The 19,466-nt window shown below is 68.8% G+C and carries 15 protein-coding genes and 7 pseudogenes; 14 read left to right on the forward strand and 8 right to left on the reverse strand.

Annotated elements, in window-relative coordinates:
* Position 1 precedes the first annotated feature (1 nt).
* Positions 2-259: a hypothetical protein gene (locus JIX55_RS48590; protein WP_257569729.1), complete on the reverse strand. Its 258-nt coding sequence runs from the start codon at positions 257-259 to the stop codon at positions 2-4.
* Between JIX55_RS48590 and JIX55_RS48595 the strand changes: the two are divergent.
* The 4 genes and pseudogenes from JIX55_RS48595 to JIX55_RS48615 all read left to right on the forward strand — a co-directional run.
* Positions 167-1,012: pseudogene (locus tag JIX55_RS48595) on the forward strand (family 1 glycosylhydrolase); the annotation flags it as partial. The gene JIX55_RS48590 and the pseudogene JIX55_RS48595 sit on opposite strands and share 93 nt — an antisense overlap.
* 395 nt (positions 1,013-1,407) lie before the next feature.
* The gene (locus JIX55_RS48600; RefSeq protein ID WP_257561495.1) at positions 1,408-2,082 is read left to right on the forward strand and encodes a ThuA domain-containing protein; all 675 of its coding nucleotides are present in this window, start codon (positions 1,408-1,410) and stop codon (positions 2,080-2,082) included.
* Positions 2,067-3,158, forward strand: a complete 1,092-nt coding sequence (locus JIX55_RS48605) for a Gfo/Idh/MocA family protein (RefSeq protein WP_257561494.1) — start codon at positions 2,067-2,069, stop codon at positions 3,156-3,158. Before JIX55_RS48600 ends, JIX55_RS48605 begins: the two co-directional genes overlap by 16 nt.
* Before the next feature lie 34 nt (positions 3,159-3,192).
* Positions 3,193-3,729, forward strand: a pseudogene (locus JIX55_RS48615) (family 78 glycoside hydrolase catalytic domain); the annotation flags it as partial.
* Positions 3,730-3,911: 182 nt separating this feature from the next.
* On the opposite strand, the gene JIX55_RS48620 reads toward JIX55_RS48615, so the two are convergent.
* Together JIX55_RS48620 and JIX55_RS48625 are read right to left on the reverse strand one after the other, a co-directional pair.
* Positions 3,912-4,538, reverse strand: a complete 627-nt coding sequence (locus tag JIX55_RS48620; RefSeq protein WP_257561493.1) for an NAD(P)-dependent oxidoreductase — start codon at positions 4,536-4,538, stop codon at positions 3,912-3,914.
* Between the two features lie 226 nt (positions 4,539-4,764).
* Positions 4,765-4,935: a hypothetical protein gene (locus tag JIX55_RS48625; RefSeq protein WP_257561492.1), complete on the reverse strand. Its 171-nt coding sequence runs from the start codon at positions 4,933-4,935 to the stop codon at positions 4,765-4,767.
* A 799-nt stretch (positions 4,936-5,734) separates the two neighbouring features.
* On the opposite strand from JIX55_RS48625, the gene kdpF reads away from it, so the two are divergent.
* The 9 genes and pseudogenes from kdpF to JIX55_RS48670 all read left to right on the forward strand — a co-directional run bounded on the left by kdpF (position 5,735) and on the right by JIX55_RS48670 (position 15,733).
* The gene (gene kdpF, locus JIX55_RS48630; RefSeq protein WP_257561491.1) at positions 5,735-5,824 is read left to right on the forward strand and encodes a K(+)-transporting ATPase subunit F; all 90 of its coding nucleotides are present in this window, start codon (positions 5,735-5,737) and stop codon (positions 5,822-5,824) included.
* 8 nt (positions 5,825-5,832) lie between these two features.
* Positions 5,833-7,497 carry a potassium-transporting ATPase subunit KdpA gene (gene kdpA, locus JIX55_RS48635; protein WP_257561490.1) on the forward strand — a complete coding sequence of 555 codons (1,665 nt, stop codon included), beginning with the start codon at positions 5,833-5,835 and terminating at the stop codon, positions 7,495-7,497.
* A gap of 92 nt (positions 7,498-7,589) precedes the next feature.
* Positions 7,590-9,707: a potassium-transporting ATPase subunit KdpB gene (kdpB, locus tag JIX55_RS48640; protein WP_257569186.1), complete on the forward strand. Its 2,118-nt coding sequence runs from the start codon at positions 7,590-7,592 to the stop codon at positions 9,705-9,707.
* 5 nt (positions 9,708-9,712) lie between these two features.
* Positions 9,713-10,381 (forward strand): potassium-transporting ATPase subunit C, encoded by a 669-nt coding sequence (locus tag JIX55_RS48645; RefSeq protein ID WP_257561489.1) that lies wholly within the window; start codon positions 9,713-9,715, stop codon positions 10,379-10,381.
* Between the two features lie 133 nt (positions 10,382-10,514).
* A pseudogene (locus JIX55_RS48650) lies at positions 10,515-11,200 on the forward strand (response regulator).
* Between the two features lie 45 nt (positions 11,201-11,245).
* Positions 11,246-13,789: a sensor histidine kinase gene (locus JIX55_RS48655; RefSeq protein WP_257561488.1), complete on the forward strand. Its 2,544-nt coding sequence runs from the start codon at positions 11,246-11,248 to the stop codon at positions 13,787-13,789.
* A gap of 151 nt (positions 13,790-13,940) precedes the next feature.
* Positions 13,941-14,189, forward strand: a pseudogene (locus tag JIX55_RS48660) (Tn3 family transposase); the annotation flags it as partial.
* 667 nt (positions 14,190-14,856) lie between these two features.
* A pseudogene (locus JIX55_RS48665) lies at positions 14,857-15,067 on the forward strand (radical SAM family heme chaperone HemW); the annotation flags it as partial.
* Between the two features lie 219 nt (positions 15,068-15,286).
* On the forward strand, positions 15,287-15,733 hold the full coding sequence (locus JIX55_RS48670; RefSeq protein ID WP_257569728.1) for a hypothetical protein: 447 nt from the start codon (positions 15,287-15,289) through the stop codon (positions 15,731-15,733).
* Between the two features lie 9 nt (positions 15,734-15,742).
* Here JIX55_RS48670 and JIX55_RS48675 read toward each other — a convergent pair.
* From JIX55_RS48675 to JIX55_RS48685, 3 genes and pseudogenes are all read right to left on the reverse strand, one after another.
* Positions 15,743-15,907: pseudogene (locus JIX55_RS48675) on the reverse strand (DUF3097 family protein); the annotation flags it as partial.
* Between the two features lie 255 nt (positions 15,908-16,162).
* Positions 16,163-16,738 (reverse strand): hypothetical protein, encoded by a 576-nt coding sequence (locus JIX55_RS48680; RefSeq protein WP_257561486.1) that lies wholly within the window; start codon positions 16,736-16,738, stop codon positions 16,163-16,165.
* A gap of 210 nt (positions 16,739-16,948) precedes the next feature.
* Positions 16,949-17,374 carry a hypothetical protein gene (locus JIX55_RS48685; protein ID WP_257561485.1) on the reverse strand — a complete coding sequence of 142 codons (426 nt, stop codon included), beginning with the start codon at positions 17,372-17,374 and terminating at the stop codon, positions 16,949-16,951.
* A 723-nt stretch (positions 17,375-18,097) separates the two neighbouring features.
* Between JIX55_RS48685 and JIX55_RS48690 the strand changes: the two are divergent.
* Positions 18,098-18,337 (forward strand): annotated as a pseudogene (locus JIX55_RS48690) (helix-turn-helix domain-containing protein); the annotation flags it as partial.
* A gap of 158 nt (positions 18,338-18,495) precedes the next feature.
* Here JIX55_RS48690 and JIX55_RS48695 read toward each other — a convergent pair.
* Positions 18,496-18,717 (reverse strand): helix-turn-helix domain-containing protein, encoded by a 222-nt coding sequence (locus JIX55_RS48695; RefSeq protein WP_257561484.1) that lies wholly within the window; start codon positions 18,715-18,717, stop codon positions 18,496-18,498.
* The gene (locus JIX55_RS48700; RefSeq protein ID WP_257561483.1) at positions 18,717-19,208 is read right to left on the reverse strand and encodes a DUF2975 domain-containing protein; all 492 of its coding nucleotides are present in this window, start codon (positions 19,206-19,208) and stop codon (positions 18,717-18,719) included. Before JIX55_RS48700 ends, JIX55_RS48695 begins: the two co-directional genes overlap by 1 nt.
* Between the last annotated feature and the right edge of the window lie 258 nt (positions 19,209-19,466).

Below are 19,466 nucleotides of genomic sequence, written 5' to 3' on the forward strand. Positions count from 1 at the left end.
GTCAGTCGTAGCCCTCGATCCGCCATTCGTCGTGCCAGTCCACGAAGGCCATCTCTCCTTCGAAGCGGAGGGGCAGCCAGACGTAGTCCGCGATCGAGGTGTCGGGGTCGATCAGTTCCTGGGGGAGCACGGCGGCGTCCTCCGTCGCGTCTCCGGAGAAGCGCAAGCTTTCCTGGGGTATGCGGACGGCTGTCACGCCCCCGGTGCGACGGAAGGCACCCCGGCGCTGGCCGCCGCGCATCATCTGCTGATCGGTCACGGTCTGGCGATGCGAGAACTGCGTACGGCCGGCGTCCGGGAGGCGGGCATCACGCTCAACCTCAGCCATGTGACCGCGGCCTCCGACTCCGCCGCGGATCTCGCGGCCCTCGCACGTGCTGAGACCATGCAGAAGCTGATGTGGACCGAGCCGCTGCTGCGCGGGCGCCATCCATCCGCCGAAGAGGAGACGTGGGGTGAGCTGGTAACCCGTCAGACGTTCCGACAAGAGGGCGACCTGGAGCTGATCTCCACACCGATGGACTTCCTCGGGATCAACTACTAAACCCCGACCGTGGTCCGTGACGCGCCCCATCGCCGGCCCGACCCGGCCATGCGTACGGCGACGGACTGCCGCATCGAGACGGTCGACATCCCGGGAGTCCGGCGCACCGCGATGGGTTGGGCAGTGGTTCCCGACAGTCTGCGCGAGCTGCTCGTCTCACTGCGTCACGAGTATGCGGAAGCCCTTCCGCCCATCCTCATCACCGAGAACGGATCGGCGGAGGACGACGTGCTGTCCACCGACGGCCAGATCCACGATCCCGACCGGATCGTGTACCTCCGCGACCACTTGGCCGCCGTCGCGGAGGGAGTGGACGTACGCGGCTACTACGTCTGGTCGTTGCTCGACAACTACGAGTGGGCCTTCGGCTACGACAGGCGTTTCGGGATCGTCCACGTCGACTACGACACGCTGCGGCGCACGCCAAAGGACAGCTACCGCTGGTACCAGCGGTTGATCAGCGGTTGATCGCGGCACAGGCCTGACCGCCGGACCGAGCGCTTCCCGCCGAGGCCACACGCCTCTCGCTGTGGTGACCCGAGCGACCGCACGGCCGGCCGGGGTGGTGACGGAGGCGGCGCACGCGCTGAGCATGCTCCTCAATCGGCTCGGACAGCACTGGCCGGGCCCGTGCGCGCGTGGAACCAAGGGCCCGTGGCGGTCCGGCTCTCGCGCTCCCGGGCGCCAAGTGCCTTATTTGTATGAGCCGTTGACAAAAGAGCGCCGGTCTCCATACGTTCGGACGGCAGTACGTCACTCGCCTCACCGGCCTCCTGAGCAGCGCCAACGCCCACTCGGGAAAACACCTGTTGGGCTCTGTTCACCCGACCTCCGATCGCCGAGCTTCTGTGCGCACGGCGCCGATGGGAGTGTGCAATACCTTGACCAGCGAAATCCGGCGGGCCCTTGTCGTCCGTGGTGGTTGGGACGGGCATCAGCCCGTGACGATCAGCGACAGTTTCGTCCCGTTCCTCAAGGATCAGGGCTTCACCGTCGAGACCTCCGAGGACCTCGCGGTGTACGACGACGCGGAGTGGCTCGCTGCCACTGATCTGGTCGTGCAGTGCTGGACGATGGGGACGATCACCCCGCAGCAACGCGACAACCTGGCCGCCGCCGTCCGCGGCGGCACCGGACTCGCCGGCTGGCACGGCGGCATCGTGGACTGCTTCCACGATCACGGCTATCACCTGCTGACCGGCGGCAAGTTCGTGATGCACCCGCCCGGCTTCCTCGACCACACCTACCAGCTGTCGCCCGAGCACGCGGACCACCCGATCATCGCGGGCCTGGACGACTTCGCGATCCACAGCGAGCAGTACTGGGTCCTGACCGATGCGCACATCGACGTCCTGGCCACGACCACGTTCCCCGCCGACGACCTGCACGACCGGCCCGCCGTCATGCCCGCGGTGTGGACCCGGACCCATGGCGCGGGACGCGTCTTCGTCTCGACCATCGGCCACAAGCCGGACGACTTCGACGTGCCGCAGGTGCGGACGCTGACCGAGAGGGGACTGCTGTGGGCGAGCCGGTGAAGCCTTTGAACATCGGGATGGTGGGCGCGGGCAAGATCAGTGGCGCCTATCTGTCGACCCTTCAGAAGCTGACGTCGGTGCGGCTGACCGCGGTCACCGACCTCGACCGGGCCCGTGCGCAGGCCGTCGCCGACCAGGTCGGATCGCAGGTCTCGGTGGCGGACTCGGTCGCGGACCTCGTCGCCCGTGACGACGTGGACGCGGTTCTGAATCTGACCATCCCGGCCGCGCACGCCGAGGTCGCCCTGGCCGTGCTCGCCGCTGGTAAGCACGTCTACGGCGAGAAGCCTTTCGCGACGAACCGCAAGGAGGCCGATGCCGTCCTGACCGCCGCCCGTGATGCGGGACTTCGGGTGGGCTGTGCCCCCGACACCGTGCTGGGCACCGGCACCCAGACCGCGCGCAAGGCGGTCGATGACGGACTGATCGGTCGTCCGGTGGCGGCGACGGCCTTCATGACGACCGCGGGGCACGAGACGTGGCACCCGGACCCGGAGTTCTACTACCAGCCCGGAGGAGGCCCGCTGCTCGACATGGGCCCCTACTACCTCTCCGCCCTGGTGCACCTACTGGGCCCGGTGGTGAAGGTGACCGGAGCCTCCTCGCGGCCGCGCGCCGAGCGGGTCATCGGCAGTGGTCCGCGGGCCGGGCAGTCCTTCCCGGTCGAGATCGACACCCACGTCACGGGTGTCCTGGAGCACGCGGACGGCGCCCTGTCGACGCTGGTGATGAGCTTCGACATCAAGGCCGCGCGCCTGCCGCGCATCGAGGTGCACGGCACCGAGGCCTCGCTCTCCGTACCCGACCCGAACAACTTCGACGGTCCCGTCGAGATCCACCGCGGCGACGGCTGGGACGTCCTGCCGGTGTCCGCCGGTCACGCGGACACGGGCCGTGGCGCGGGGCTTGCCGACCTCGCCGAGGCCCTGGACGCCGGGCGCCCGCACCGCGCCTCGGCCGAACTCGCCGCGCACGTCCTGGACGTCATGCTCACCCTCATGGACGCCGCCGAGCACGGCTGCGCCCTGCCGGTGACCAGCACCTGCGAGCGGCCCGCCCCGGTCATCGGCCTCTAGCCAGGTGTGCTGACGGTGGACCTCACCGTCGGGCCGGACGCTGGTCGACTTCGGCCAGATCGCCGTGGGTTGGGTGCGGTTGCGCGTCCGCGGTCTCGCGCCGGGCAGCGAGGTCGTCGTACGACACGCGGAGGTCCTGGAGGAAGGGCAACTCGGGACACGCGCCGACGGCCGTTTCCGCCTGGAGGCGCGGGTTCCCGTCGGGACCACCGCGCAGGTGCGGCTGCCCGGCACCGACGCGCATGAGACCGTCGCACACGGCGAGCATCGCTGGGAGGTGCCCGATTCGTTCCCGCCGTCGCCCGGACCGCGCACTCCACTGACCATCCGCGACGTGCTCGACGAACCGGCGACCTGGTCAGCGGTAGCCGCTGCGGCTGTCCGGACCGGTGTGGTCCCCGGCGGCGAGGCGGAGGCGGCCCGTCAGCTCGCCGCACACCTCGACGCGCCCGCGACGGATCTCGCTCGCGCCCTCGCACCGCAGGAGTTCTCACCGGGCGCAGTCGCCTTCCAGCGTGAGGTCGACGCCATCTTCGGGTCGCTGTCTTCGGGCCGCTCCCTTACTGACTGACGGTCTCGCTTCCCAACCGCTCAGCAGGCCGGACGATCGGGAGAGGAGGAACGAGAATGCCCTGGGGGTCGGCGCTGCCTTGTGGAGGTACCAGGTCAAGCCCGCGCGGCGGTGGCCGGCTCGCACTGGCCCTGACCCAGCCCCCGAAGAGGTTCTGCCGCGGGCACCGCACCCTGGTCCGCCTACTTGGTGAGCACCGCGGTGCGCCGGGACCAGGAGCCCTCGACGGCGGCGCTGAGCAGGAACGCGGCGACATCGGCCCGGGAGATCCTGGGCACGCCGGGCAGGCGGTCGAGCTGGGTCAGGTCGATTGCCTGGACGGTCGTGGCCGGCTTGTTCGTCAGCAGCACCGGATAGACGAGCGTCCAGTCCAGGGCGGAGGCGGTGAGGATGCGCTCGCCTGCGGCCTTGTCGGCGAAGTTCGCCTTGCCGCCCTTGTAGAGGAACCGGAGGATCCCGGAGGCCTTTGCCAGGGACTCGCCGACGCCGAACGCCGACATGACCACCACTCGCTTGGTGCCGCCGGCCTCGGCGGCCTGGACGAGCGCGCGGGTGCTTTCGGTGATCAGGTTCGCCGGGTCCTTGGCCTTGCCGATCCCAAGGGTGCTGACCACCGCGTCCACGCCGCGCATGGCCTCGGCCAGCGCATCGGCGTCGCGGACGTCACCGGCGACCGCGGTCACCCTCTCACGCCGGGCGAGCTTGGCCGGGTCGCGTACAAAGGCGACCACCTCGTGTCCGGCGGCGGTGGCCGCGTCCGTGAACAGGCCACCGGTCGCGCCGGTGGCGCCCAGGAGGAGAAATCTCATTGCAGTCAGTCCTTTCAGGAGCCTCGACGGCTCTCGATCGCGAATGTGGTGGTTGCGGAGCCGGACAGGCGCAGCTCGGCGCGGGCAGAGCCGACCGCCCAGGAGCACACCGGCGACGCGGCGCGCTTCCGGTACCGGGATCGGCCCCCGCTCGTGGGGCAGTCCGTGCAGGCACATCTCCTGCTGACCGCAACGTGCTCCTCACCGTTGCGTACGTCGTCCGCAGTCACCGCCCTGCCCCGGCTGAGGCCTTGGCTTCCGCCCATTCCTTGAGGGGCTGGTTCATCCGCCCGAAGTTCTCCAGCGTGCGGTCGATCCAGCAGGCGAAGTCGGTGCGGACCTCCCACACCAGCCCGGGGTTCCCGTCGATGCCGACATACGTACTGATCTCTCGCATTGCCACTCCCTGCTGGTCGCGCTGGGCGATGACTCGCTCGCCTGGGAGCGCACTGATGACCTCTCCCACCCTCGGCGGCACCACGGATGTGGCACGTCCGCCGACGCGGCTTCTCTTGAATCCACTCAGCCACTCGTGCTACACGCTAGCTAAAGTGGAACTGAGTCGCAAGTTAGCATCGCACTTTCAATCTAGGGTGTCGGCGTTGAACATGAGTATGGCTATCAGGTGTCAATCGGCGCTGTGCCGAGCGAGCACCAGAGACATCGCACGAGCTGGGATCCGAGCTGAACGCGCCCGGATCGCCCTCGGCCTGTCCGCCCGGGAAGGCTTCAACCGGGTCACCGCCAGTGCGGGTCAGTGTGCGGATCCGGCCCTCACGCGGACGCCGGGGGCAACGTGGGATGCGAAGTCACAGGTCGTACGGTGTCTCGCCGCCCGCCGTGTCCGTACGACGGGACACGGAAGCGGTGATCTGCCGGCTTTGGTTCCGCATCTCCCGACCGCTGTGCCCGAACGGCTCGCACCTCACCGGTGTGAGCCGTCTGCGTTCCCCGGGAGGAGCTGGTCGTCCGGCACCCCCGGCGGAGTCCGGCGTATGGGTTCCGTCAAAAGCGGACGGGCCGCCGTAAGGGAGGCGTTAACGGCGGCCGAATCGGGTCGGTGAGGCGCTTTCCTCTCATCGTCCGTCCGATCCGAACCTCATCTAGGAGCTCGCGATGGCCGACCTGGCCTTCGTCGTCACCACGATCGCGGTCTTCGCGCTGGTGGCTCTCGTCGCCAAGGGGGCGACGAAGCTGTGACCGTCGAGAACATCGTCGGCCTGATCGTGGCCGTCGCCCTGCTGGGCTATCTCCTCCTCGCCCTTGTGTTCCCGGAGAGGTTCTGAGTCCTGATATGAGCCCCGTCCTCGCCGGTGTGCTCCAGTTGCTCGCGCTGATCGCGGCGCTGGCACTGGCATACCGCCCGCTCGGCGACTACATGGCCCGGGTCTACTCCTCCGACAAGCACCTGCGTGTCGAGCAGTGGATCTACAAGGGCATCGGCGCCAACCCGAACACCGAGATGCGCTGGCCCGCCTATCTGCGCGGTGTCCTCGCCTTCTCCGCGGTGAGTGTTCTCTTCCTGTATCTGCTGCAGCGCGTGCAGGGCAGCCTGCCCGGCTCGCTGGGCTTCTCCTCGATCGACCCCGACCAGGCGTTCAACACCGCCGCCTCCTTCGTGTCGAACACCAACTGGCAGTCGTACTACGGCGAACAGGCCATGGGCCACGTCGTGCAGACCGGCGGGCTGGCGGTGCAGAACTTCCTCTCCGCGGCCGTCGGCATCGCCGTCGCGGTGGCGCTCGTCCGAGGCTTCGCCCGCTCGCGGACCGGGGAACTGGGCAACTTCTGGGCCGACATGGTGCGCGGTGTCGTACGCATCCTGCTGCCGATGTCGGTGATCGCCGCAATCGTGCTCGTTGCCTGCGGGGCCATCCAGAACTTCTCCGGGATTCACTCCGTGGGCCAGTTCATGGGCGGCTCGCAGGAGTGGAACGGCGGCGCGGTCGCCTCCCAGGAAGCCATCAAGGAGATCGGCACCAACGGCGGCGGTTACTTCAACGCCAACAGCGCCCACCCCTTCGAGAACCCCAACTCGTTCTCCAATCTCTTCGAGATCTTCCTGATCCTGCTGATCCCGTTCGCGCTGACGAGGACCTTCGGCCGGATGGTCGGCTCGCTGCGGCAGGGATACGCGATCCTCGCGACGATGGCGACCATCTGGGTCGGGTTCATCTGCCTGATGTGGTGGACCGAGTTCGCCCACCACGGTCCGGCGTTCGAGATCGCGGGCGGGGCGATGGAGGGCAAGGAGACCCGCTTCGGTATCAGCGCCTCGTCGATCTTCTCGATCTCCACGACGCTCACCTCGACCGGTGCCGTGGACTCGTTCCACTCGTCCAACACCGGTCTCGGCGGCGGGCTGAACCTGCTGGGGATGCAGCTCGGCGAGATCGCGCCCGGCGGTATCGGCTCCGGCCTCTACGGCATGCTGATCATGGCGATCATCGCGGTGTTCATCGCGGGTCTGATGGTCGGCCGCACTCCCGAGTACCTGGGCAAGAAGATCGGCACCCGCGAGATCAAGTTCGCGGCCTGCTACATCCTCATCACTCCGGCGCTGGTGCTCACCTTCACGGCCGCGGCGATGGCGCTGCCGACTCCGGGCAACTCGATGACCAACTCGGCCGCGCACGGTTTCTCCGAGATCCTGTACGCGTACACCTCGGGCGCCAACAACAACGGCTCGGCCTTCGCCGGCCTGAACGCGGACACGCAGTGGTTCAACACCACGATCGGCATCGCGATGCTCCTCGGGCGTTTCCTGCCGATGGTGTTCGTGCTGGCGCTGGCCGGTTCGCTGGCCGAGCAGCAGCCGGTGCCGGCCACCGCGGGCACGCTGCGTACCGAGAAGCCGCTGTTCACCGGGTTGTTGGTGGGCGCGATTCTGATCATCACCGGCCTGACCTACTTCCCGGCGCTGGCGCTGGGGCCGCTCGCTGAAGGGCTGGCGTCATGACCAGCGACATCAAGAAGCACGACGACGCAGAGAAGAACGCAAAGGAGCACGACGACGCAGAGGAGCACGACGACGCAAAGAAGCAGGACGCCATGTCCACCTCGACTCCGACGCTCGCGCCCCACCAGGACGCACCGACCGGCCACAAGGGCGGCGAAGGCCGTGTCGGCGCGGGCCTTTTCGACCCCAAGCAGCTGCTCCAGTCACTGCCGGACGCTCTGCGCAAGACCGACCCGCGGGTGATGGTCAAGTCACCTGTCATGTTCGTGGTGTTGGTCGGCTCGGTCCTGACGACGGTGTTCTCGTTCAAGGACCCGGGCGACTGGTTCGGCTGGGTGATCAGCGCCTGGCTCTGGCTCACCGTGATCTTCGCCAACCTGGCGGAGGCGGTCGCCGAGGGGCGAGGCAAGGCGCAGGCGGACACCCTGCGCAAGGCCAAGACGGACACCGTGGCGCGTCGGCTGTCCCGGGACAGCAGGGCCGAGGAGCAGGTGCCCGGCACCGAGCTGCGCATCGGCGACCTGGTCGTCTGCGAGGCGGGTGACATCATCCCCGGCGACGGTGACGTCGTCGAGGGCGTGGCATCCGTGGACGAGTCGGCGATCACCGGTGAGTCGGCCCCGGTCATCCGGGAGTCCGGCGGCGACCGCTCGGCCGTCACCGGCGGTACGAAGGTGCTGTCCGACCGCATCGTCATCAAGATCACGACGAAGCCGGGTGAGACCTTCATCGACCGGATGATCAATCTGGTCGAGGGCGCCGCACGCCAGAAGACGCCCAACGAGATCGCGCTGAACATCCTGCTCGCCTCGCTGACGATCGTCTTCCTGCTCGCGGTGGCCACCCTGCCGCCGTTCGCGGACTACGCGGGCACGCATCTGACCATGGTCGTGCTGGTGGCCCTCCTGGTCTGCCTGATCCCGACCACGATCGGCGCCCTGCTCTCCGCGATCGGCATCGCGGGTATGGACCGGCTGGTGCAGCGCAACGTACTGGCCATGTCGGGCAGGGCGGTCGAGGCCGCCGGCGACGTGTCGACCCTGCTGCTCGACAAGACCGGCACCATCACGCTCGGCAACCGGCAGGCCGCCGAGTTCGTGCCGGTTGCCGGCACGACCGAGGCCGAGCTGGCCGATGCCGCCCAGTTGTCGTCGCTGGCCGACGAGACGCCCGAGGGCCGCTCCATCGTCGTACTGGCGAAGGAGAAGTACGGGCTGCGCGAACGCCACCAGGGCGAGCTGGCGCAGGCCGAGTGGGTCGCCTTCACCGCGCAGACCCGCATGTCCGGTGTCGACCTCACAGAGAACGGCACCGCCCGCAGGGTCCGCAAAGGGGCCACCGGTTCGGTGCTCGCCTGGGTCCAGGAGCAGGGCGGCACCGTCGCCGACGACGCCGACACCGTCTCCCACTCCATCTCCGAGGTGGGCGGCACCCCGCTGCTGGTGGCGGTCGAGGACGCCGACGGGGCCCGGGTGCTGGGCGTGATCCACCTCAAGGACGTCGTCAAGGAGGGCATGCGGGAGCGGTTCGACGAGCTGCGCCGGATGGGCATCAAGACCGTCATGATCACGGGCGACAACCCGCTGACCGCCAAGGCGATCGCGGACGAGGCCGGGGTCGACGACTTCCTCGCGGAGGCCACTCCCGAGGACAAGATGGCGCTCATCAAGCGGGAGCAGGCGGGCGGCAAGCTGGTCGCGATGACCGGCGACGGGACGAACGACGCACCCGCGCTCGCGCAGGCCGACGTCGGCGTGGCGATGAACACGGGTACGTCGGCCGCCAAGGAGGCCGGCAACATGGTCGACCTCGACTCCAACCCGACCAAGCTGATCGAGATCGTCGAGATCGGCAAGCAACTCCTCATCACCCGGGGCGCGTTGACAACCTTCTCGATCGCCAACGACGTCGCGAAGTACTTCGCGATCATCCCGGCGCTGTTCGCGGCCGTCTACCCGGGCCTGAACAAGCTCAACATCATGAACCTGTCCTCGCCCGACTCCGCGATCCTGTCCGCGGTCGTCTTCAACGCGCTGATCATCATCGCGCTGGTCCCGCTCGCCCTGCGCGGCGTGCGGTACCGGCCGGTCAGCGCGGACAAGATGCTCCGCCGCAATCTCGGGATCTACGGCCTGGGCGGGCTGATAGCCCCCTTCATCGGCATCAAGATCATCGACCTGCTCATCTCTCTCATCCCCGGGATCGGCTGACCGCCATGAACAACTCGGTTACGAACACCGCCCGGTTGCTCGGGGCCGGCCTGCGCGCCCTCCTCGTGCTGACCGTGGTGACGGGCATCCTCTACCCGCTGGCCATCACCGGCGTCGCCCAGGGGCTCTTCCCCGGCAGGGCGAACGGCTCCGAGATCAAGGCGGACGGCAAGGTCGTCGGCTCCTCGCTCATCGGCCAGGCTTACACTCTGCCGCTCAAGAAGGGCCAGGAGACCCCCGAGCCCGACCTGAAGTGGTTCCAGGGGCGCCCGCAGAACGGCCTGGGCACCAACAGCGTCAACACCCGGTACAAGCTGATTCTGTCCGGCGCCACCAACCGTTCCGGTGACAACGCCGACCTGATCAGGTGGGTCAAGGACGCCAAGGCGGCGGTCATCGAGGACAACTCGACCTCGGACTACAAGGTCAAGCCGTCCGACGTACCCGCCGACGCGGTCACCTCCTCGGGCTCCGGCCTGGACCCGGACATCTCCCCGGCGTACGCCGACCTCCAGGTCCACCGGATCGCCGAGAAGAACGGCCTGCCCGTCGCCCAGGTCCAGAAGCTCGTGCACGAGCACACGGACGGCCGCATCCTCGGCTTCCTGGGCGAGCCGACGGTCAATGTCCTGGAACTCAACATCGCGCTCAAGGAACTCGTGGCGAAGAGCTGATGGCCTGACGCGACCCGGGCGGGAGTTGGCGGGCCTGGAGGCATTCCCGGTCCGTCAACTCCCGCCAACTCCCGCGGCCCTGACATGGGTACGCACCCTCTGGCTCTCCGTGCAACGGGAAAGGCGCCCACCGATGATCCGGGTACTGGTCGTAGAGGACGACCCCTCAGCTCGTACGGGCGCTCGTGATCAACATGCAGGCACGGCAGTACGGCGTCGACGCGGCCCCCGACGGCGCGACCGCGCTCCGGCTCGCCGCCGCCCGCCAGCCCGAGGTGGTCCTTCCTCCATCTGCGGCTGCCGGACATGGACGGCACGGACGTCATCAAGGCCCTGCGCGGCTGGACCAAGGTCCCGATCCTGGTGCTGTCCGCCCGCCGGGCCTCCGACGAGAAGATCACCGCGCTCGACGCGGGCGCCGACGACCACATCACCAAGCCGTTCGGCATGGACGAACTTCTCGCCCGGTTGCGCGCCGCGGTCCGCCGCACCGAGACCGTGCCACTCACTCCCGGGACGACGCCGGTCACCACGGACGGCTTCACCATCGATCTGCCGGCCAAGAAGGCCATCCGTGCCGGCCGCGAGGTGCGCCTCACCCCCACTGAGTGGCATCTGCTGGAAATCCTGGTCCGCAACCCCGGCCGGCTCATCACGCAGAAGCACCTGCTGCAGGAGGTGTGGGGTGCTTCCCAGAGCAACAAGAGCAACTATCTGCGTGTGTACATGGCCCAGCTGCGGCGCAAGCTGGAAGCGGACCCGGCCCACCCCCGCTACCTGATCACCGAACCGGGCATGGGCTACCGCTTCGAGAGCTGACCCGCTCCCGACCGTTCTGACCGCATACGACGTAGAGACGAGACCATGGCACGCGGCAAGCTTCGGATATACCTCGGCGCGGCACCGGGCGTCGGCAAGACGTACGCGATGCTGTCCGAGGCGCACCGCCGTGTCGAGCGGGGCACCGACTGTGTGGTCGCCTTCCTGGAACACCACAACCGGCCCCGCACCGAGATCATGCTCCACGGCCTGGAGCAGATTCCCCGCAAGGAGCTGGAATACCGGGGAAGCGTCTTCACCGAGATGGACGTCGACGCGGTCCTGGCCCGGCACCCCCAGGTGGCTCTCGTCGACGAACTCGCCCACACCAACATCCCCGGCTCCCGCAACGCCAAGCGCTGGCAGGACGTCGAGGAACTGCTCGCGGCGGGGATCGACGTCGTCTCGACGGTCAACATCCAGCACCTGGAGTCGCTCGGGGATACCGTCGAGTCGATCACCGGGGTGCGGCAGCAGGAGACCGTCCCCGACGAGGTCGTCCGGCGGGCGGACCAGATCGAGCTGGTCGACATGTCGCCGCAGGCGCTGCGCCGGCGGATGGCGCACGGCAACATCTACAAGGCCGACAAGGTCGACGCGGCCCTGTCCAACTACTTCCGCCCGGGCAATCTGACCGCGCTGCGGGAGCTGGCGCTGCTCTGGGTGGCCGACCGGGTCGACGCGTATCTGACCGAATACCGCAGTGAACACCGGGTGTCGAAGATCTGGGGCTCGCGTGAGCGGATCGTGGTCGGTCTGACCGGTGGTCCCGAGGGACGCACGCTGATCCGCCGTGCCGCCCGGCTCGCCGAGAAGGGCGCCGGCGGCGAGGTGCTGGCCGTCTACATCGCCCGCAGCGACGGACTGACCAACGCCTCGCCCAAGGAGCTGGCCGTCCAGCGCACCCTGGTAGAGGACCTGGGCGGCACTTTCCACCACGTCATCGGCGACGACGTCCCGTCGGCTCTGCTGGACTTCGCGCGGGGGGTCAACGCCACCCAGATAGTCCTCGGCGTCTCGCGGCGCAGGGGATGGCAGTACGTCTTCGGGCCCGGTGTCGGCGCCACGGTCGCCCGGGAGTCGGGCCCCGACCTCGACGTCCACCTGATCACCCACGATGAGGTGGGCAAGGGCCGCGGGTTGCCGGTTGCGCGAGGTGCGCGGCTCGGCCGTGCGCGGATCATCTGGGGCTGGCTGGCCGGGGTGGTCGGCCCGACGCTGCTCACGCTGCTGCTGACCAACGTCGACGCCGAGCTCGGTCTCGCCAACGACATGCTGCTGTTCCTGACGCTGACCGTGGCGGCGGCCCTGCTCGGCGGCCTGCTCCCGGCGCTGGCCTCGGCGGCCTTCGGGTCGTTGCTGCTGAACTACTACTTCACCTCGCCCCTGCACCACCTCACCATCGCCGATCCCAAGAACATCGTCGCCCTCGTGGTCTTCTTCGCCGTGGCGGTATCGGTGGCCTCCGTGGTGGACCTGGCCGCCCGTCGTACGCATCAGGCGGCCCGGCTGCGCGCCGAGTCGGAGATCCTCTCCTTCCTGGCGGGCAGCGTGCTGCGCGGCGAGACCGGCCTGGAGGCCCTGCTGGAGCGGATGCGGGAGACCTTCGGTATGGAGTCGGTCGCCCTGCTGGAGCGGGAAAGCGACGTGGACCCGTGGACCTGCGCGGGCAGCGTGGGCCCACAGCCCTGCCAGTACCCCGAGGACGCGGACGTGGACATGCCGGTCGGCGACCACATGGCCCTCGCGCTGTCCGGCAGAGTGCTGCCCGCCTCCGACCGCCGGATCCTCGCCGCGTTCGCCGCCCAGGCCGCCGTGGTCCTGGACCGCCAGCGCCTGCAGTCCGAGGCCGACCAGGCCAAGGAACTCGCCGAGGGCAACCGTATCCGCACCGCCCTGCTCGCCGCCGTCAGCCACGACCTGCGCACACCCCTGGCCGCCATCAAGGCCGCCGTGTCATCTCTGAGGTCCGACGACGTGGCCTGGTCCGAGGAGGACCAGGCCGAACTCCTGGAGGCCATCGAGGAGGGCGCCGACCGCCTCGACCACCTGGTGGGCAACCTGCTCGACATGTCCCGGCTCCAGACCGGTACCGTCGCCCCGCTGATCCGCGAGATCGACGTCGACGAGGTGGTGCCCATGGCCCTGGGCGGCGTACCCGAGGACAGCGTGGAGCTGGACATCCCGGAGACCTTGCCGATGGTCGCCGTCGACCCGGGCCTGCTGGAGCGGTCGGTGGCCAACCTGGTCGAGAACGCGGTCAAGTACAGCCCCGCCGGCGAGCGCGTCCTGGTGGCTGCCAGCGCCATGGCCGACCGGGTGGAGGTGCGGGTGGTGGACCGTGGCCCGGGCGTCCCGGACGAGGCCAAGGACCGCATCTTCGAGCCGTTCCAGCGCTACGGCGACGCCCCGCGCGGCGCCGGCGTGGGCCTCGGTCTCGCGGTAGCCCGCGGCTTCGCCGAAGCCATGGGCGGCACCCTCAACGCTGAGGACACCCCCGGCGGCGGCCTCACCATGGTCCTCACCGTCCCGGCCGCCGCAGACCGCCGACCGCTCCCCTCCGGCCTTCCGGCGACCGCCACCTCCTAGCGGCGCCAACTCCCCGCCCGTAAAGGCCAGTACGGCGTTCGAGTCCCCTCAGGGCCATCGTGCCCGAGTGGAAGCGGATACGGCCCCCACTTCACGTGTGGTCGGGGGAGAGCGCTGCACCCCGTCAGCGGAGGCCGATCGGCACTCCAGCATGCTGCGGGTGGCCGGCTCCCTGGTCACCAATCAGGTCCGCGCCTACGACCTGATGCGGACGTTCGGCCGTGAAGGGCACCCGACCCCGCCGGGGCAGGTGTTCGCCGAGTACGGGCAAAATCGCCACGACCTGCACCTGCTTGCCGTCGTCGATCCCGTGGACGACACCTACCGGCGGCAGATGAGCAACCGGCGCACCGTCCGGGAGCCTCGCCACAACCTCGACCGCGACATCTGCCACGGCAAGTAGGGCACCATCCACCAGGCATACCGGGACGGGATGGCGGACCAGCTCGGCTCGGACCAGTTGGGTCAGTCGGCCTTCCCGTCTGGGAGGTCGGTGTGTCGGCGTCCGGCGACGCCGGTGTTTGATCAGCTCCCCTCTCGGCACGAGAGTCCACCACCAGGTGGCTCACACGCGCCTTGGCGCTGGGTAAGGGGCGACGAAGCCGTCGGCGAATTCCACCACCCCGACCACCGCCTCGCCGATGAGATCGAGGAACTCGTCGACGCCTGCTGACACAGCGTCTCCTCGGACGCCTACCGCCGCATCAGCCCTGACCAGCGCCTCGCCGGCCGGGGTCGCGTCGTCCTGGCGCCGAGTGCCTCACCGCTGAGAGCTCCAGTCCGGGTACCGAACTTCGGGAAGGACCGCCGACGATGCGCTGGGCCGGCTGCGTGACTGGTAGCGGCCGCGCGATTTGCCGCCCGGCGGGATCGGGACCCTCATTGGCGCCAGCAGCGCCCCGGTGGAGACCGTCGACCGCATTATCGCGAACACCCGCCTGGCCTGCCTGCCTGTCCGCAGTGGATGTCTGACCGAGGCCTGGTTGCGACAGATGTTGCGCCAAGTGTTGCCTTCCCCATGCCCAGGCTGGAGTTGGGAGTGGGAGGGAGGGGCGGCGCGGACGCAGCCGAGGACCGGGCGTGAGCTGCTGGCGGACGAGGACCGCCGGGTGGAACGGATCCTGCTGGAACTGAGGCTCCGCAAGGGCTGTCCGCTGTCCCTGCTGCCGGAGGAAGGCCTGGCAGCCGCCGGACGAGCCCGCTCCAGGACTGCTGGAGGCGGGACCGTACGAGGAGGGGCACGCGGTGCTCATGCTGCGGGGGCGGTTGCTGGCGGACTGGCTCGGCCGCGGCTCTGGTGAGTGGCGGGGTCCTGCGGCTAGAGTTCCGCCCGTGATCTCTGGGGGAGCGCCGGCTGCGGACGCGACGATATTGCGGTACGGCCTGCGGCGGTTCCTGGGGACCCTGCTCTTTGTTCCGATAACGCTCGTTTCTGGTGGGCTCGGCGTGTATGGGGCGGTCTACAGCCGTGACAGGTTTGCCGCCGGTTGGGGCGCCGTGTTGTTCATACTGATGGCGCTGCTGTTCTCCATTCCGGTTGTCGGCACGTGGCGGACTCGCCGGTGGGTGATGGCCTTCGACGCGACGGGATTCTGGTGGATCCGGCGCAAGGAGATCGCCCTGATCCCCTGGGAGTCGCTCGCCGGGGTGGGTATCTACTGCACGCACCGGACTTTCACCGTCGAACTGTGCCCCCGGGACGAGATCGACCGCGACGACCCGCTGCTGTGGGGGTTCGTCCGTGACACGGAACCGCTCCGGCCCGGCCTGCCCAGGCTGCGCTACCGCATCGGCCTCCCTCACTCCTTCAAGCCCTACGAGAAGGCCCTGCGCCAGTGGGCGCCCGAGCTGTGGTTCGGGCGGGTGGTGCAGCCGCTGTCGTACGCGGGGCAGCCCGACCGGGCAGGGCACCGGGAGCGGATGGCAAGGCGCCAAGAGGGCTGACCGCCGACGTCACGCACCCTCGCCGACTGTGACGAAGTCGATCAGTTCCTCCACCCGCCCCAGCAGCGCCGGCTCCAGGTCCGTGTAGGAGCGCACGCTCCCCAGAATCCGCCGCCACGCCGCATCCGTGTCCTCCGGTCGGCCGAGCGCCCGGCACACCCCCGTCTTCAGTCCTGTCCGCGCGGTGGCTGCCCACGCCGGCCCCGGCCCCGTTCGGCTCCTGCAGCTGAACCGTCGCGACACCGAGCCGCCCCTGCTGTCAACGGAGGTGGGGGATCGGGCAGCTTGACCTTCAAGTGGGAGCGAAGGTCCAGTGCTAGGGGATGAAGCAACGGATGAAAGCGACATCTGAAAACGACCTTTCAGCGCGTGGAGACACTGGTGCCCGGCCGCTGCCGGCGGCCGGGCACCAGAGGTCACGGGACTGGGTTACGCCTTGTGGATCTTCCAGTCGGCGACGTTGGAGTTGCTGCGGTTGTAGTAGGCGTTGGTGCACACGTCGTACTTGGCGCCCGAGGCGGTGGTGCCGCCGTTGGTCTCCAGGAAACCGCCGTTGTCGCCGTAGAGGTTGACCAGGTGGACGGTGTCGCCGATGTGGACGTTCTGGTCCAGAGGGTTGGAGGTCTGGGCGTAGATCCGCCAGCGGCCGGTGCCGGTGGCCCGGTCCTTGGCCTGGGACGTGAGGACGTTGAACTTGCCGCCGGAGTTCTTCTGGTCCGTGGTGGCATGGCCGTTGGTGTCCAGGTAGCCGCCGTCGCCGCCGTAGAGGTTGCGCAGGTAGATCACATCGCCGCTGAGGACCTCGGTGCCGGCGGCCTTGCCGGAGGTGGAAAGGACCTCCCAGGTTCCGGTGCCTGTGCCGCGGGTGGGGGTGTCCGCGGTGAAGACGCCGTACTTGGCGCCGGAGTCGCTGGCGCCGCCGTTGGTGTCGAGGTAGCCGCCCCTGAAGGCGTCATAGCCGTTCTGCAGGTGGATCCGGTCGCCGTACCTGAGCTCGTTCGCCATATGGAATTCCCCTTTTTCGCCGAAGTCTGTCTCGGACCCGGACGGTCCCTGCGAGAAGCTCTCAGCTCCCCTGCTGCGGCATGCGGCCCTTGCTTCCGTCCAGGCCGGGAGATCGAGATCCGACGCCGAAGTTCGATGACGAGCGCCATCCGCGACCCCCCTCCTTGTTCATGCCGGCCCTGTCCGGCTTGGCCGCCCCGAAGGAGTGGCCTAGAACCCGGGGCTCACCCAGTGCGCCATGACTCCCGTTCGTCCGTCGCCGTTGCTGATGACGGCGGTGTTGCCGCCACCGATGCGGTACGCGTGGAGCGTGATGACGTCGTTGACGTCGAACTTCTCCAGGATCGTCTGCCCGGCGGTGGTCTGCATGACCGCGTTCCCGCCGGTCAGGGCTTCCGTGCCGGTGATGAGCTGGCCGTTCTTGAACAGTGCGGTGCGCACGAGCTCACCCGCCCCGCCGGTGTACGAGCGGGCGTGGTAGGAGATCTCCCACACCCCGGGGTGGAGGATCTTGAGTTCCTCGACCTCGGAGATCCGCTCATCGGCTCGGTCGGCGCCGGAGAGGGTGTGGTTGAAGTCGACCGTTTTGGTCTGGAGCCAGGTCGAGCCCTGCCGGTAGTTCGCTGGAGTCGTCATGCCATTCCGTTCTTTGGTCGCGCCCGGATACACACTGACCGTGCCGGGTGTTCATGCCGCCGGCACCGGGCCCTATGACAGCGGCAACACAGGCGGTGGCGGTAGGCGGCCCAGGACCCTGTAGGCTAATCCGGCCTTACGGGTTTAATTCGACCTTCCGGTCCTGCGTCGAGGGTCTTCCGCACGCAGAAACCCTTCTCCATACAGGCGTTCGCCACGTAGTGGTCCTCCACAACGGCGGGAATACGGCCCTGCCGCCACCCCTCCCGCCACCCGCTGGGGTGAATGGGTGCGCGCCCGCGTTGACGCCGATCCTGCCGTCACAGTCGAGGCATGTTGGTCCTTGCCTCAGCTCGTACGCACGCGAGCCAGGCAAGCTCGGTCTCGTCCTGCTCGCTCTTCAGCAGCCGACGCCGCCGGCCACCGAAGCCGAGCCTCGTCGGCCGCCGAGAGCCGCGCCCGTCGTGCCGGTCCCGGTCGGCGCCTCAGCTCCCGCACATCCCCGAACGGACCCACACCCACGAGGGGCGAACGTTCCAAGGGCCTCTGGGCTAGTGCCGGATTCCGCTTTCTGTGGGTATATGCGCTGGTGGCGGGGTGGTTCGGGTGCTCGGGGGCAGGTGCTGGGTGGTGGTGTTACGGGCACGGCCAAGCCGTGACGAAGGCGGGCGGGCAGTGGTGCGTCGGCTGTCGCGGGCCCGCAAGGCGCCACGGGACGTGGTGATGCGGGCCCGGACAGTCGAGCTGAGCTGGGCGGGGCTGCGGGTTCCGGCGATCGCGGACGAGGCGGGCTGCGGCCAGAAGACGGTGCGGCGTTGGCTGCACCGCTTCAACCGGGGCGGGACGGAGGGGCTGGAGGATCTGGGCGGGCAGGGCCGCAAGCGGCGGATCACCGAGGCCGATCGGTCCCGGATCACCGCTCTGGTCAAGCAGGTGCCGCCGGGGAGGCTGGAGGTGCAGCCCGGCGGGGATCTGTGGGCAGCGGATGAGACCGGGCCGGCTGAGTGGACGCTGGACAGACGCTCCAGCAGGCCCGGGATCTCCCCGGGTACGGCCCCGGGGTGCTCGCGGAGTTGGTCGAAGGCATGGGGGATCGGCGATGACGCGTCGGCGGGCACGGTTCATTCGCCCGCGGTGTCCTCGCCCTCCCAGCGAAGCAGGTCGCCCGGCTGGCACTTGAGCACCTCGCAGAGCGCGGCGAGCGTCGCAAAGCGCACCGCCTTGGCGCGGCCGTTCTTGAGTACCGCCAGGTTGGCGGGCGTGATCCCTACGCGGTCTGCGAGCTCGCCCACGGACATCTTCCGCCTGGCCCGCATCACGTCGATGTCGACGGCGATCGGCATCAGATCACCTCGTCCAACTCGGCCTGCATCTGCGCCGCTTCGACGTCGCGCGCGACGGCCTGGGCGAGCAGCATCCGCAGCACGAGCACGATGAGCGCGACTCCCAGGATGGCCACACCAATCCCGCCCATGATGAGGGTGACGCCCGGGTCGTCCCGCTGGCCGGGCGCATTCAGGGCCGTGACTGCGAACCACACGAGAGCAGCCGCAGCGATCGCGCCGATGATGACGTCCACGTACCGGAAGGCGGCGTGGGAGAACACGGTTCCGCGTCGCACCATCGTCACCAGTCGCCATACACAGACCAGGGCGACCTGGGCCGTCCCGATGCCCAGGATCGTGATCACGCGCAGCGGGGTCAGCGGGAGCGACCCGTCCTCCGGGTCACTCCCGCTGACCAACGCCCACATCATCAATGCCTGTACGAACACGGTGCCGGTGAGTACCACCACGAGCACGGCGCGCAGCGCGCGCACTGTCAGCTTTCCCATGACCCATCCTCCCATCGACCTACGATGGGAATCTATCGAATCTCGATAGGTGAAGCAAGGGTTGGGTCGGAGGGCGGGCGGCGGTTTCGCACCATGGCGGGATGCCGCCTCCCCCTCCCGCGGCATGGCGCGATGCGAAGGTTTCGATCTTGCCGAAGTCGACCTCGCTCAGCCGCAAATCGGACGCCATACGACTACGCCGAAGCCTTGGATCTTCCCCCTTTTCCCGAGCGCGGCAGAACATCGCCGGCATCCAAG

The sequence above is a fragment of the Streptomyces sp. DSM 40750 genome (assembly GCF_024612035.1).
GTDB lineage: Bacteria > Actinomycetota > Actinomycetes > Streptomycetales > Streptomycetaceae > Streptomyces.

Coding starts and splice junctions, on each gene's coding strand:
- JIX55_RS48600 (WP_257561495.1), top strand. CDS start 1,408: ATGGGAGTGTGCAATACCTTGACCAGCGAAATCCGGCGGGCCCTTGTC.
- JIX55_RS48620 (WP_257561493.1), bottom strand. CDS start 4,538: ATGAGATTTCTCCTCCTGGGCGCCACCGGCGCGACCGGTGGCCTGTTC.
- JIX55_RS48625 (WP_257561492.1), bottom strand. CDS start 4,935: ATGCGAGAGATCAGTACGTATGTCGGCATCGACGGGAACCCCGGGCTG.
- kdpA (WP_257561490.1), top strand. CDS start 5,833: ATGAGCCCCGTCCTCGCCGGTGTGCTCCAGTTGCTCGCGCTGATCGCG.
- kdpB (WP_257569186.1), top strand. CDS start 7,590: ATGTCCACCTCGACTCCGACGCTCGCGCCCCACCAGGACGCACCGACC.
- JIX55_RS48645 (WP_257561489.1), top strand. CDS start 9,713: ATGAACAACTCGGTTACGAACACCGCCCGGTTGCTCGGGGCCGGCCTG.
- JIX55_RS48655 (WP_257561488.1), top strand. CDS start 11,246: ATGGCACGCGGCAAGCTTCGGATATACCTCGGCGCGGCACCGGGCGTC.
- JIX55_RS48680 (WP_257561486.1), bottom strand. CDS start 16,738: ATGGCGAACGAGCTCAGGTACGGCGACCGGATCCACCTGCAGAACGGC.
- JIX55_RS48685 (WP_257561485.1), bottom strand. CDS start 17,374: ATGACGACTCCAGCGAACTACCGGCAGGGCTCGACCTGGCTCCAGACC.
- JIX55_RS48695 (WP_257561484.1), bottom strand. CDS start 18,717: ATGCCGATCGCCGTCGACATCGACGTGATGCGGGCCAGGCGGAAGATG.
- JIX55_RS48700 (WP_257561483.1), bottom strand. CDS start 19,208: ATGGGAAAGCTGACAGTGCGCGCGCTGCGCGCCGTGCTCGTGGTGGTA.